Consider the following 14,174-nt stretch of genomic DNA (forward strand, 5'->3'; position numbering starts at 1 on the left):
GCACCTGTGCGGGCTAAGGCATTTCAAGCTCCTGCTGCAAAAAAGCGATCAGGCTTCTGACGCTTTCATCAGCAAGAAAAACGGTGATGCGCTTTGCCAGCGTCTCACCAACGCCTGGCAGCGTTTGCCAGCTTTGCTGATCCCGATCCAGCAATTGCTGCCAGCTGTTATCCGGCATGGCATTCAGGGCCGCTTCCGGTAGCGGGACGCCAAGCCCCTTAACCCAGCGTTTAAAAGGTTGCTGACGGCTCAATTGGAAGCTGTGCCAAAGATGCTGCGCTCTGGCTTCACTGATCCCCGGCAGGGCATGCAGTTGTCCAACGCTAACCGTGAGCCATGAAAACAGATGACTGAAGCTGTCCATCTGCATTAATCGCTGCCAGCTACGGCGCTGGATGCCCGGCATATCCAGCACCGGTTTCTGACTGAGCCAGGCTAATCGCGCGAGGAACTGCTCACGACACACCGGCGTGTTTTGCAGACAACTCAGATAATGATGATCCTGCGGATCGGGCGCGATCGCTTTTTGCCGCTGCTTTACACGCCACACTACCCCCTCGAAGCGCGGTATCCCTTGCCCTGCCAGACCGATCGTCACCTGGTCACCGGCAACGATATCCGCTTCTTGCCAGCGTTGAACTGAGCCCAGACTGACCCGCCGCACGTTTTTATCATCCAGCTGCACCGGCACTACATTCAGCACCACGGCAATTTTTCCGGTACGGCCAATCGGAAAATCAATCGATATCACTTCCGTAGCAACCACCGGCGGTGGATATTTCCATGCGGCAACTTCATCACTCTGCCCCGGCAACCAGTGTTTGCCGGCCGAACGCTGCTCACGTTGTAACACCACGCCATCAGTGACAAAAGGAAGCGGCTGCCTGAACCACTGCTCGCGCCAGTGCGCGGCCTGATCAACGGTTTCAATGCGTTCTGTCCAGTGCGATTCCACACCAAAACCAAAGGCACTGAGCTGAGCTAATCGCTCCGACAGCGATAAAGGGCCATCGGGCCAGGCCCAGATAAATATTCCCAGTTTGCTAAGTAACGGAGAATCGCTGTGGCGCATCAGCGCCCCCGCCACCTGAGCACGCGCATTCGCGCCGCCTGCGATTGCCTGTTGATGATCGGTCATCGGCAGATACAGTTCGCCTTGCAATACAACTTGTTGGCGGTCGGTAGAGATTTTCTGCGGTACTGCTGTGATTTTTTTCACTTTTTCAAGCCATGATGCTCCCTGCTTTCCGTTGCCACGGCTGATGGCATCAACCAGCTTTCCCTGCTGATACACCAGCGTAACCGCCACGCCATCCACTTTGGGTTGAATCCACAGCGCATCTTTGTCCTGCATCCAGTGCGCAACCGCCTGCTGGTTCGCCAGCTTTTTTACCCCGGTGTGAGCGACCGGATGGTAATGATTGCCCTGACCGGTTTGCGGCTCGCGAGGTGCCTGCGCGGGCTGAAAACAGCGCTGCCACTGCTGCAAACGCAGGTGCAGGCTGTCATACAGTGCGTCATCGATCGGGCTTTCGCCTTGCTGGTAGTAAGCTTCATCCCATTGATTAAGCTGATGTTGTAATTGCGCGATCTCCTCGCGTGCGGTTACCGGCGCCCATACCGGACAGATAGCCTGCCCGATCGGACTGAACAACAACGCCGTTAGTGCCAGCCAGCGCATCCCTGCCATGATGTTTCTCCTTTATTGACCTGCTACCAGTAAAGAGGGCTGCGGTTAAAAACACCATCGGCAGCTGCAAACGCTGGAAAGCACGTCCAAAAGATTTTCTGCAAGGCGAAAAATGACCGATAAAACTGCGTAGTTTGCCGAGGAAAAGAAGAAAAAACGTCGCGGAAGAGTGCAAACGCTGCATGGCGGGCTGAAGCTGTGTATACTGTGCAGGAAACAGACTCCGCATTTTAAGACACTTCAAGAAAAATCATGGCTCAAGGCACGCTTTTTATTGTTTCCGCCCCTAGCGGCGCGGGTAAATCCAGTCTGATTCAGGCACTGTTGAAAACGCAACCGCTGTACGATACCCAGGTGTCCGTTTCACACACCACGCGTAGCGTTCGTCCCGGTGAGAATCACGGTGAGCATTACTTCTTCGTTTCCAAACACGCGTTTGAAACGATGATTCAGGAAGATGCTTTCCTTGAGCATGCTGAAGTTTTTGGTAATTATTACGGCACATCCCGCAAGGCGATTGAGCAAGTGCTCTCCACCGGGGTGGATGTTTTTCTCGATATCGACTGGCAAGGCGCCCAGCAGATTCGGCAGAGAATGCCACAGGCTCGCAGCATTTTTGTGTTGCCACCGTCCAAAGATGAACTCGATCGCCGTTTGCGCGGTCGTGGGCAGGACAGCGAAGAGGTGATCGCGAAGCGTATGGCACAGGCCGTCGCGGAAATGAGCCATTACGCTGAGTACGACTATTTAATTGTGAATGATGATTTTGATCTGGCAGTCTCAGATCTTAAACATATCATTCGTGCCGAGCGTCTGCGAATGGGCCGTCAAAAAGCCCGACATGATGCTTTAATCAGCAAACTATTGGCAGACTGAAGACACTTTCAGTATGATGCCGAGTCATTTCGTCACCCGTGGAGTATCACACTTATGGCACGCGTAACCGTACAGGACGCAGTAGAGAAAATTGGTAACCGTTTTGACCTGGTTCTGGTCGCTGCACGTCGCGCACGTCAGATGCAGGTTGGCGGTAAAGATGCACTGGTTCCTGAAGAAAACGATAAATCTACCGTTATCGCTCTTCGTGAAATCGAAGAAGGTCTGATCACTAACCAGATTCTGGACGTACGTGATCGTCAGGAACAGCAAGAGCAGGAAGCCGCTGAATTACAGGCAGTTACCGCTATCGCTGAAGGTCGTCGTTAATTAGTTGCCGGAAGGCTCGCCTTGTATCTGTTTGAAAGCCTCAATCAGCTGATTGAAAAATACTTGCCTGAGGACCAAATTAAGCGCCTCAAGCAAGCTTACCTTGTCGCACGTGATGCCCACGAGGGACAGACACGCTCCAGCGGTGAGCCTTATATCACTCACCCGGTTGCTGTCGCCTGTATTCTCGCTGAAATGAAGCTCGACCATGAAACACTCATGGCCGCGCTTCTGCATGATGTGATTGAAGACACTCCCGCGACTTATCAGGATATGGAACAGCTGTTTGGCAAAAGCGTTGCCGAACTGGTTGAAGGCGTATCCAAACTGGATAAGCTGAAATTCCGCGATAAGAAAGAGGCACAGGCAGAAAACTTTCGCAAGATGATCATGGCGATGGTGCAGGATATCCGCGTCATTCTGATCAAGCTGGCCGACCGCACACACAACATGCGTACCCTCGGGTCGTTGCGCCCGGACAAGCGTCGCCGCATCGCGCTGGAAACGCTGGAGATTTACAGTCCGCTGGCTCACCGTCTCGGTATTCATCACCTGAAAACCGAGCTGGAAGAGCTGGGCTTTGAGGCGCTTTATCCTAACCGCTATCGCGTTATCAAAGAGGTCGTGAAAGCGGCGCGTGGTAACCGTAAAGAGATGATTCAGAAGATCCTCTCTGAAATTGACGGTCGCCTGCAGGAAGCCGGTATTTCCTGTCGCGTCAGCGGTCGCGAAAAGCATCTCTACTCGATTTACTGCAAGATGCACCTGAAAGAGCAGCGTTTTCACTCAATCATGGATATTTACGCCTTCCGCGTAATCGTCCGCGATGTGGACACCTGTTATCGCGTGCTGGGCCAGATGCATAGCTTGTATAAGCCGCGCCCAGGACGAGTAAAAGATTATATTGCCATCCCGAAGGCCAACGGCTATCAGTCGCTGCATACCTCAATGATTGGGCCGCACGGCGTGCCGGTTGAAGTGCAGATTCGTACTGAAGATATGGATCAGATGGCAGAAATGGGTGTTGCCGCACACTGGGCTTATAAAGAACAGGGCGAAAGCAGCACTACGGCGCAGATTCGCGCCCAGCGCTGGTTGCAAAGCTTGCTGGAACTGCAGCAGAGCGCCGGTAGCTCCTTTGAATTTATCGAAAGCGTAAAATCCGATCTGTTCCCCGATGAGATTTACGTTTTCACCCCTGAAGGCCGCATCGTCGAACTGCCAGCGGATGCCACTCCGGTCGATTTTGCCTATGCCGTGCATACCGATATCGGTCATGCCTGCGTTGGCGCACGAGTCGATCGCCAGCCTTATCCGCTGTCGCAACCGCTTACCAGTGGCCAGACGGTGGAAATTATTACCGCTCCGGGTGCGCGTCCGAATGCCGCATGGCTTAACTTCGTCGTCAGCTCGAAAGCGCGTGCCAAAATCCGTCAGCTGTTGAAGAACCTGAAACGCGATGACTCCGTCAGCCTTGGACGTCGTCTGCTGAATCATGCGCTGGGCGGCAGCCGTAAACTGGCCGAGATCCCTGCGGAAAATCTTCAGCAAGAGCTTGAGCGTATGAAGCTCGCCTCGCTGGACGATTTGCTGGCAGAGATCGGTCTGGGTAACGCAATGAGCGTGGTCGTGGCGAAGAATCTGCAGCAGAATGAGCAGGTTCCGCCGGTTCAGTCAGCGAATCACTCACGCAGTAAGCTGCCTATCAAGGGTGCCGATGGCGTGCTGATTACCTTCGCCAAATGCTGCCGACCGATTCCTGGCGATCCGATAGTCGCGCACGTCAGCCCAGGTAAAGGACTGGTGGTTCACCATGAATCCTGCCGTAATATTCGTGGCTATCAGAAAGAGCCAGAGAAATTTATGGCGGTTGAGTGGGATAAAGAGACCGAGCAGGAGTTTGTCGCCGAAATTAAGGTGGATATGTTTAACCACCAGGGCGCGCTGGCAAACCTGACCGCCGCCATTAACACCGCCGCGTCGAATATTCAGAGCCTGAATACCGAAGAGAAAGATGGTCGTGTGTATAGCGCGTTTATTCGCCTGACCGCACGTGACCGCGTGCATCTGGCCAACATCATGCGCAAGATTCGCGTTATGCCGGATGTGATCAAAGTTCACCGTAACCGAAATTAAGCATGAATGCCCAACGCTTTGCCCGTATTCAAGAGATGCTTGCCGCACGTCAGCATGATCTGACCGTCTGCATGGAACAAGTGCATAAGCCACATAATGTGTCTGCTGTGATTCGCACGGCAGACGCGGTTGGCGTTCACGAAGTTCACGCCGTCTGGCCCGGTAACCGCATGCGCACTATGGTGTCATCAGCGGCAGGCAGTAACAGCTGGGTACAGGTGAAAACGCACCGTACCATCGCCGATGCCGTCGGCCATCTTAAAGGCCAGGGCATGCAGATTCTGGCGACGCATCTTTCTGATAAAGCAGTAGATTTCCGCGAGATTGATTACACCCGCCCTACCTGTATTCTGATGGGACAAGAGAAAACCGGCATTACGCAGGAAGCGCTTGATCTGGCAGACCAGGATATCATTATTCCGATGATCGGTATGGTGCAGTCACTGAACGTCTCCGTCGCCTCCGCGCTGATTCTGTACGAAGCACAACGCCAGCGCCAGAATGCCGGCATGTACAATCGCACCAGCAGTACTCTTGATTATGCGGAACAACAGCGCCTGCTGTTTGAAGGCGGCTATCCGGTGCTGGCGCGCGTTGCCAAACATAAAGGCCTGCCTTATCCGCTGATCAATGACAGTGGCGAAGTGGTGGCTGATGATGCATGGTGGGCAACCATGCAGGCTTCGGTGAAAAAATGACAGGCCGTCTGCTGGATGCCGTCCCGCTGAGTACACTCTCTGGCGTCGGTGCCAGTCAGGCTGGCAAGCTGGCTAAACTCGGCTTGCACACCGTGCAGGATATACTGCTGCATCTCCCGCTGCGTTATGAAGATCGCACCCAACTCTATTCCATCAACGATCTGCTGCCGGGCATTTATGCCACGGTAGAAGGTGAAGTGCTGCACACCGATATCAGTTTTGGTCGCCGCCGGATGCTGACCTGCCAGATTAGCGACGGCAGCGGCGTACTCACCCTGCGCTTCTTCAACTTCAATGCCGGAATGAAAAATAGCCTGGCAGCGGGCAAGCGCGTCACCGCCTACGGCGAGATAAAACGCGGGCAGCGCGGTGCCGAGATTATTCATCCTGAGTATCGCGTACAGGGTGAAAACAGCGTGACCGAGTTACAGGAGACGCTGACGCCGGTTTATTCCACCACTGAAGGCGTACGCCAGGCAACGCTGCGTAATCTTACCGAGCAGGCGTTAACGCTGCTGGAAACCTGCGCCATTGCAGAATTGCTGCCGCCCGATCTAAGCCAGGGCATGATTAGCCTGCCCAATGCGTTGCGCACGCTGCACCGCCCTCCGCCGGATATGGCGCTGGCCGATCTGGAAAGCGGTAAACATCCGGCGCAGCGCCGGCTGATTATGGAAGAGCTGCTGGCGCACAATCTCAGTATGCTGGCGGTACGCGCCGGCGCCCAGCGCTACCATGCGCTGCCAATGCCTGCCAGGCATGAGCTCAGTGATAAGCTGCTGGCCGCATTGCCGTTTAAACCAACCGGCGCACAACAACGGGTAGTTGCAGAGATAGAACGTGACCTTGCGCATGACTATCCGATGATGCGTCTGGTCCAGGGGGATGTCGGTTCAGGCAAAACTCTCGTCGCCGCGCTGGCAGCTCTCAATGTCATTGCTTATGGCAAGCAGGTGGCGCTGATGGCGCCAACCGAACTGCTGGCAGAACAGCACGCCAATAATTTTCGCCAGTGGTTTGCTCCCTTAGGGATTGAAGTCGGCTGGCTGGCAGGTAAGCAGAAAGGTAAAGCGCGTCAGGCACAGCAGGAAGCGATTGCCAGCGGCCAGGTTTCGATGATTGTCGGCACCCATGCGATTTTCCAGGAGCAAGTGCAGTTTAATGGCCTGGCGCTGGTGATCATTGATGAGCAGCACCGCTTCGGCGTCCACCAGCGTCTGGCGCTGTGGGAAAAAGGCGAGGAACAGGGTTTCCACCCTCACCAGCTGATTATGACCGCCACGCCGATTCCACGCACCCTGGCGATGACTGCCTATGCCGATCTCGATACCTCAACCATCGATGAGCTGCCGCCGGGACGTACACCGGTAACCACCGTGGCGATTCCCGACACCCGTCGCGCCGATATTATCGCCCGGGTAAAAAGTGCCTGTAGTGAAGAAGGACGGCAGGCTTACTGGGTCTGCACACTGATTGAAGAGTCAGAATTGCTGGAAGCACAGGCTGCCGAAGCGAGCTGGGAAGAGCTGAAAATTGCACTGCCGGATCTCAATGTTGGACTGGTACATGGCCGCATGAAGTCACAGGAAAAACAGGCAGTAATGCAGTCATTTAAACAGGGCGAGATCCAGCTGCTGATTGCCACCACGGTTATCGAAGTGGGGGTAGATGTACCGAACGCCAGCCTGATGATTATTGAAAACCCGGAACGACTGGGTCTGGCGCAGTTGCATCAGCTGCGTGGCCGCGTTGGTCGTGGCGCTGTCGCATCACACTGTGTGCTGCTGTATAAAGCGCCCCTGAGTAAAACCGCGCAGAAACGTTTGCAGGTACTGCGCGACAGCAATGATGGCTTTGTTATTGCTCAGTGCGACCTGGAAATCCGTGGCCCTGGTGAAATGCTCGGCACCCGGCAGACCGGTAATGCCGAGTTTAAAGTCGCCGATCTGCTGCGCGATCAGGCGATGATCCCGGAAGTTCAGCGCGTGGCGCGCCATATCCACCAGCATTATCCGCAACAGGCACAGGCGTTGATTGAGCGCTGGCTGCCAGAAACCGAGCGTTATACCAACGCCTGAGTGTTTAGCGACCGCTGTACGCGCCGATCTGCTGCACTGCGCTGTCGATCGGCTGCTGCCCTTCCGTCAGCTCAATAATCACTCGCTTCACTTCAGGGTGCTCGACCAAGCTATGTAATACCGCCGCCACATCTTCGCGCGGGATTTCACCATAGGCGATAGCCAGCCCGACATTCACTTTACCGCTGCCCGCTTCATTGGTCAGAGTGCCGGGACGTAAAATTACCCAGTCCAGATCGGTCGCAGCCAGCATTACATCCGCCTGGCGCTTAACCTTCATATAGTGCTCAAAAGTGGGCGAAATCTGTTTGCCGCGTCCGGCATCCGGAAACGCAGAAACCAGTATAAAGCGTTTAACACCCGCGATACGCGCCGCTTCTGCCGCGATCTGCGCGCCACGACCATCAATACCGTCGGTTAACTCAACGCCTGCACCGGCCGCACCGGCGGAAAACACCACCACATCACTGCCCTGCATTGCCTGTGCGAGGCTCTCAGCATTCGTGGTCAGCAGATCAAGCTCAACCGGCCTGACCTTATCCTCCGCCAGCTCGGCGGCCTGCTCCGGTTTACGGTGCAGCCCGGTCACCTGATGGCCAGACGCACTCAGTTGTTTTCTCAGTCGGCGACCCACGCCGCCAGTTGCTCCAATAATAAAAACCTGACTCATCGCTGCCTCATATTTTGTTACCCGCAATATCACGGACTGATTTAAGCGTAGTGCCATTCTGGCAGTCAGATTAAGCCTGATGTGCGGTAGTTTCTCTGGCTGATTATCAACACAGCATTGGCAAACGATTGCTTTTGCCTCGCAGATGATTAAAATCGCCACTTTGTTGCCAGGGAACCGTGAAAATGTCCGCCGATACTGATGCTGTTGCAGCGAATCGTAACCCAATACCAAACACTAAAAGTGAGCTGATTTACCGTCTGGAAGACCGACCGCCGCTGCCGCAAACGCTGTTTGCCGCCGGTCAGCATCTGCTGGCGATGTTTGTCGCCGTGATTACTCCGGCACTACTGATTTGTCAGGCTCTGGGATTACCAGCGCAGGATACTCAGCACATTATCAGCATGTCACTGTTTGCCTCTGGCGTAGCGTCGATTCTGCAGATCAAAACCTGGGGGCCGGTCGGCTCGGGCTTGCTGTCAATTCAGGGCACCAGTTTTAACTTTGTTACGCCGCTGATTATGGGTGGGCTGACGCTGAAAAATGGCGGAGCCGATGTTCCGACGATGATGGCAGCGCTGTTTGGCACTCTGATGGTTGCCTCCTGCACTGAGATGCTGCTGTCACGCGTATTACATCTCGCCAGACGCATTATCACGCCGCTGGTATCCGGCATTGTGGTGATGATTATTGGCCTGTCACTGATTCAGGTTGGCCTGACGTCTATCGGCGGTGGCTTTGCCGCGATGAACGATCACACTTTCGGCGCGCCTAAAAATCTGCTGCTGGCCGGTGCGGTGCTGGCGGTTATTATCCTGCTGAATCGCCAGCGCAATGCTTATCTGCGCGTCGCCTCACTGGTAATCGCCATGGCGGTCGGCTATCTGCTGGCCTGGGCGCTCGGCATGTTGCCGCAGAATATTGCGGCAACCGAAAGTCCGGTGGTGGCGATACCGACTCCGCTTTATTACGGCCTCGGCTTTGACTGGAATCTGCTGATTCCGTTAATTCTGGTGTTTATGGTGACCTCGCTGGAAACCATCGGCGATATTACCGCTACCTCCGATGTGTCCGAGCAGCCGGTAAGCGGCCCGCTGTATATGAAGCGTCTGAAAGGTGGCGTGCTGGCAAATGGCCTCAACTCCTTTGTCTCGGCACTGTTTAATACCTTCCCCAACTCCTGCTTTGGTCAGAACAACGGTGTAATCCAGCTTACCGGCGTCGCCAGTCGCTATGTCGGATTTGTCGTCGCACTGATGCTGATCGTACTCGGTCTGTTTCCGGCGGTGAGCGGTTTCGTGCAGCATATCCCGGAACCGGTACTGGGCGGCGCGACTATCGTGATGTTTGGTACCATCGCCGCATCCGGCATACGCATCGTTTCGCGCGAACCGTTAAACCGCCGCGCGATAATGATTATTGCCTTATCTCTGGCAGTGGGCCTTGGCGTTTCGCAACAACCGCTGATTCTGCAATTCGCCCCTGACTGGCTGAAAACCCTGCTCTCTTCCGGTATCGCCGCAGGCGGTATTACCGCCATTATGCTGAATCTGATTTTCCCGCAAGAGAAGTAACCCCGCCCGGGCGAGGCTGACCTCGCCCACAATTCTTATCGACTTTTCATTGAGTTTGTCTGACTTTACACCCAGGATGTTGAGCTGGGTGAGTAATTCAGGCATAACAAACGGATACCGGAAATTCATAGGGAAAGGTGCGATGAAATTTATCGGAAAATTTTTTCTGACGCTGCTGTTACTGGTGCTGTTAGTGCTGATAACACTGTTTTTACTGCTGCAGACCCGTTGGGGTGCTGACTGGACCAGTCGCTGGATAAGCGATCGTACCGACTATCACTTGTCTGTGGCTAAAGTTGATTATCAGTTATCTTCGCCTTCGCATCTGATACTGAATAACGTTACCTTTGGCCATGATGGCCAGCCTGCGGTACTGGTAGCCGAACGCGTAGATCTCGGCTTTGCGCTGCGCCAGTTTAGCGAGCCGCTGCATTTTGATAGCGTTGAGCTTAACGATGGCACCATGAACGTTTCCGACAGCAGCGTCGCATGGCCAATGCAGGCTAACCGTCTGCAGCTAAACAATATGGCGATCGCCAGCCCACATAGCGTGCTGCCAGTCAGCGCAGAGCGGGTTAACGGCGGCGTAATGCCGTGGCAGCCAAAAGTCGGTAATGTGCTGGGCGATACCACCAGCTTCCAGCTGAGCGCCGGCTCGATGGCGCTCAATGGCGTTACCGGTAATAACGTTTTACTACAGGGGCGCATCGACAATAAGCGTCTGGTGTTCAGCAATATCGGTGCAGACCTGTCGCGCGGTTCAATGACCGGAAACGCCGAGCGCGATGAGCAAGGTAATTGGCGCATCGCCAATCTGCGGCTGAATGATATTCGTCTGCAATCCAGCCAGTCGTTAACTGCGTTTCTCGCCCCGCTGCTCGCTCTGCCCTCGGTGCATTTTGAGCGGGTTGATATCACCAATGCTCGGGTGCAGGGGCCAGACTGGGCGGTTACCGATCTCGGCCTGTCGCTGAAAAACCTGACTCTGCGCGACGGCGACTGGGAGAGCAATGGTGGTTCGCTGTCGATGAACGCCAGCAGCTTTATCAATGGTCAGCTGCAATTCGATGATCCGATTGCTAACCTCGAATTTTCACCGCAGGGCATCCGCATTTCCCAGTTCAGCTCCCGCTGGGCAAAAGGTTTAATCCGCACGCAGGGCGAGTGGGATCGCAGCCAGAAACGGCTGGCGCTGGATGAACTGGTGATTGCCGGGCTGGAGTATACCTTGCCAGACAACTGGCGCGACCGCTGGATGCAGCAGCTTCCCGACTGGTTAAGTAGCGTTACGGTTGATCGCCTTTCCGCCAGCCGTAATCTGATTATTGATATCAATCCTGCCTTCCCTTTCCAGATGACCTCGCTGGATGGCAACGGCAGTGACCTGATGCTGGCGCGCAATCATCAATGGGGCGTCTGGTCCGGAAAACTTAATCTTAATGCGGCAGAAGCCACCTTTAACCGCAGCGATGTGCGTCACCCTTCACTGGCGTTAACCGCCGATGATAAGCAGATTAACGTCACTGAAATGAGCGCCTTTGCCGGTGAAGGTATGGTGGAAGGCACTGCCACAGTATCGCAGCAGCCAGCGCGTGCGCTGTCGTTGACTCTGAATGCGCGCTCGGTTGCCACGGATATGCTGCATAACTGGGGCTGGCCAGCGGTTCCGCTGGAAGGCAAAGGCAATATGCAGCTGAAACTGAATGCCAGCCTGGCTGCCGGTACGCCGTTGCGACAGAGCGCCAGCGGCACCCTTTCAGTAACGGCTAATGAGCAAAATGTGCAGCAGACGATGGTTCATGGCGAGGTTGATTAATCCTTAGTGCCGGGCGGTGTTGACACCGCCCGCAGAGATAAGCTCAGGAGCCGGAGCCACCCTCTTCCAGCGGCCCGTCGGGATCGGCGGGCAGCACGATAAACACCCCTTCAAAAACCGCCCCCAGCAGATCGTTACCGAACAATTCAACTTCAAGCTGCACGCGTGCTTTACGTCCACGCGCCAGTCGATCGAGATCGCCACTTAGCGATCCAAGATTTGCCACCGCTCCCGGTTTACCGGTAATCGCGTGGCTGTAACGAATATGCGCATCGGCAAGGATAATCGTTCCCCCCAGATGGCGTTCGCGCAGCAGCAACCAGATCAAGCCCCATCCGGTCAGCGTCGCCAGCGAGAACAGGCTGCCGGCAAACAGCGTGTGGTGTGGATTCTGGTTGCCGGTCTCCGGCATGGTAGTGATAAATTTCTGCCCGGTGTACTGAGTAATACGCACACCCATTTTTTCGCTTAACGGAATATGTTCGTACCACGCTTGCTGCAACTGACCGCACCAGTCGGCGCGATGCAAAATATCATCCAGTGTCACAACCGGTTTGATCATCAGAAAGTGGCGCACCGGTGTGGTCTGTGGCGCAGTAATTTCACCCTGATTGATGTAACCCAGCTTGGCGAAGAACTCCACCGCATCCTCACGCGCGCTGCATACCACGCGCTTAACGCCTTCCTGCCGCGCCACCGACTCCAGCGTCATCGCCACCAGCGTGCCGAGTCCCTTCCCTTGCACTGAAGGATGCACCGCCATAAAGCGTATCGCTGCTTCGTTATCGCCATTGATATAGAGGCGACCAATGGCTACCGGTTTTCCCTGCTCATCGACCACCATCTGATGGTGCGCCATCGCGTCCCATGCATCGCGTTCAGAACCCTGCGGCTGGTGCAGTGGCTTGCGCAGCATCTCCCAACGAAACTGATAATAGATATCCAGCTCTTCTGCTGTTTCAGGTACACGGAGGTGATACATAAAGTGATTCTCTCTTTCAGAGCTCGCCGCTGTCCATTGCCGCTCGGCTAATTGCTTCACACCTGTAACCAAAAGGTGACCGGGCCGTCATTCACCAGCGAGACTTTCATATCCGCCGCGAAGCGGCCAGTTTCCGTTGCGATGCCTTTTTCCCGGCAGCATCCGACGAAATAGTTGTACAGCCGCTCAGCCTCAGCGGGATCGGCTCCGCCGGAAAAGCTGGGGCGCATACCTTTGTTAGTGTCGGCGGCGAGGGTGAATTGCGAAACCACCAGCACACTGCCACCCGCCTGCTGAACGTTAAGATTCATCTTGTCGTTTTCATCGCCGAAGATGCGATAGCCTAAAACGCGTTCACACAGACGCACAGCTTGCTGTTCAGTATCGCCTTTTTCCACACCCAGTAAGATCAGCAGTCCCGGTCCGATTTCACCGGTGGTCTCTCCCGCCACCGTGACGCTGGCGCTCAACGCCCGCTGTATTAACGCAATCATGGTTCCTCGCCTGCCTGTTCTTGTTCTTTCCGTCGCAGCTGGCGGTATTCATCCAGCGATACGGTAATCTCTGCCCCCAAAAGCACGATACACCAGGTCCAGTAAACCCATAAAAAAAGAATGGGAATAACCGCCAGCACACCGTAAATCAATTGGTACGATGGAAACATCGTAACATAGAGCGCGAAGCCTTTTTTACCCAGCTCAAAAAGTAGCCCGGCGACCAGTGCACCAATTAGCGCATCACGTGGCGGCACCCTGGTGGTCGGCACCGTGCTGTAAAGCAGCCAGAACGCCAGCCACGACAGTAACAGTGGGAAAATACGCAGCAGTTGATCTACCAGCGTTGTCACGCCGGTCACCTCTACCCAGCGCATCGACAGCAGATAAGAGCTGATCGCCAGACTGGCTCCCGCCAGCAGCGGTCCGAGCGTCAGAATCATCCAGTACACGGCAAAAGAGTAAACCAGCGAGCGCTTTTTGCTGCTGCGCCAGATGGCGTTAAGCGCGGTATCGACCGAATACATTAACAGCAACGCGGTAACGATCAGCCCTACCGCACCAATCGCCGTCATTTTATTGACGTTAGCAACAAACTGCTCAAGATAGCGCTGAATGGTGTTCCCGGCCGCCGGCACAAAGTTAGAGAAGATAAAATTCTTTAACTGAATGCTGATATCAGAGAACACAGGGAAAGCGGCGAACAGCGCAAATATCACCGCAATCAGCGGCACCAGCGCCAGCAGCGAAACGTAGGCAAGATTACCGGCGTGGGTTGTCATGCCATCATTCTCTATGCGCCGCCACAAGAGTTTCAGCCAGGCCATCAT

At 54.9% G+C, this 14,174-nt stretch carries 12 protein-coding genes; 7 read left to right on the forward strand and 5 right to left on the reverse strand.

The features are described 5' to 3' along the window. Window positions 1–13: 13 nt before the first annotated feature. A complete protein-coding gene (gene ligB, locus RIN69_RS21965) occupies window positions 14–1,690 on the reverse strand; it encodes an NAD-dependent DNA ligase LigB (protein WP_313854585.1) in 1,677 nt (558 codons plus the stop codon). Window positions 1,691–1,942: 252 nt separating this feature from the next. Between ligB and gmk the strand changes: the two genes are divergently transcribed. Genes gmk through recG form a run of 5 tightly spaced genes read left to right on the forward strand, consistent with a single transcriptional unit; the run spans window position 1,943 to window position 7,808 of the window. Continuing rightward, window positions 1,943–2,566, forward strand: a complete 624-nt coding sequence (gene gmk, locus RIN69_RS21970) for a guanylate kinase (protein ID WP_313854587.1) — start codon at window positions 1,943–1,945, stop codon at window positions 2,564–2,566. Window positions 2,567–2,620: 54 nt separating this feature from the next. Next, window positions 2,621–2,896: a DNA-directed RNA polymerase subunit omega gene (gene rpoZ / locus RIN69_RS21975; protein WP_017801603.1), complete on the forward strand. Its 276-nt coding sequence runs from the start codon at window positions 2,621–2,623 to the stop codon at window positions 2,894–2,896. Window positions 2,897–2,917: 21 nt separating this feature from the next. Beyond that, window positions 2,918–5,032: a bifunctional GTP diphosphokinase/guanosine-3',5'-bis pyrophosphate 3'-pyrophosphohydrolase gene (spoT, locus tag RIN69_RS21980; protein WP_313854591.1), complete on the forward strand. Its 2,115-nt coding sequence runs from the start codon at window positions 2,918–2,920 to the stop codon at window positions 5,030–5,032. 2 nt (window positions 5,033–5,034) lie between these two features. Then, entirely contained in the window at window positions 5,035–5,730 is a 696-nt protein-coding gene (gene trmH / locus RIN69_RS21985) for a tRNA (guanosine(18)-2'-O)-methyltransferase TrmH (protein ID WP_313854593.1), read from the forward strand. Next, complete coding sequence (recG, locus tag RIN69_RS21990) at window positions 5,727–7,808, forward strand: ATP-dependent DNA helicase RecG (protein WP_313854595.1); 2,082 nt, start codon at window positions 5,727–5,729, stop codon at window positions 7,806–7,808. The genes trmH and recG overlap by 4 nt, the downstream gene beginning before the upstream one ends. A 4-nt stretch (window positions 7,809–7,812) precedes the next feature. On the opposite strand, the gene RIN69_RS21995 is transcribed toward recG, so the two are convergent. Further along, window positions 7,813–8,478 carry an SDR family oxidoreductase gene (locus RIN69_RS21995; protein ID WP_313854596.1) on the reverse strand — a complete coding sequence of 222 codons (666 nt, stop codon included), beginning with the start codon at window positions 8,476–8,478 and terminating at the stop codon, window positions 7,813–7,815. 185 nt (window positions 8,479–8,663) lie between these two features. On the opposite strand from RIN69_RS21995, the gene RIN69_RS22000 reads away from it, so the two are divergent. Further along, on the forward strand, window positions 8,664–10,052 hold the full coding sequence (locus RIN69_RS22000; protein ID WP_313854598.1) for a nucleobase:cation symporter-2 family protein: 1,389 nt from the start codon (window positions 8,664–8,666) through the stop codon (window positions 10,050–10,052). Window positions 10,053–10,194: 142 nt separating this feature from the next. Continuing rightward, entirely contained in the window at window positions 10,195–11,868 is a 1,674-nt protein-coding gene (locus RIN69_RS22005) for an AsmA family protein (protein WP_313854599.1), read from the forward strand. Between the two features lie 43 nt (window positions 11,869–11,911). On the opposite strand, the gene fabY is transcribed toward RIN69_RS22005, so the two are convergent. Genes fabY through RIN69_RS22020 form a run of 3 tightly spaced genes read right to left on the reverse strand, consistent with a single transcriptional unit; the run spans window position 11,912 to window position 14,174 of the window. After that, on the reverse strand, window positions 11,912–12,850 hold the full coding sequence (gene fabY, locus RIN69_RS22010; protein ID WP_313854602.1) for a fatty acid biosynthesis protein FabY: 939 nt from the start codon (window positions 12,848–12,850) through the stop codon (window positions 11,912–11,914). Window positions 12,851–12,906: 56 nt separating this feature from the next. After that, window positions 12,907–13,344 carry a D-aminoacyl-tRNA deacylase gene (gene dtd / locus RIN69_RS22015; RefSeq protein WP_313854603.1) on the reverse strand — a complete coding sequence of 146 codons (438 nt, stop codon included), beginning with the start codon at window positions 13,342–13,344 and terminating at the stop codon, window positions 12,907–12,909. After that, window positions 13,341–14,174 (reverse strand): virulence factor BrkB family protein, encoded by an 834-nt coding sequence (locus RIN69_RS22020; protein WP_313857839.1) that lies wholly within the window; start codon window positions 14,172–14,174, stop codon window positions 13,341–13,343. Before RIN69_RS22020 ends, dtd begins: the two co-directional genes overlap by 4 nt.

This window comes from Winslowiella toletana (assembly GCF_032164335.1).
In the GTDB taxonomy this organism is placed as follows: domain Bacteria; phylum Pseudomonadota; class Gammaproteobacteria; order Enterobacterales; family Enterobacteriaceae; genus Erwinia; species Erwinia toletana_A.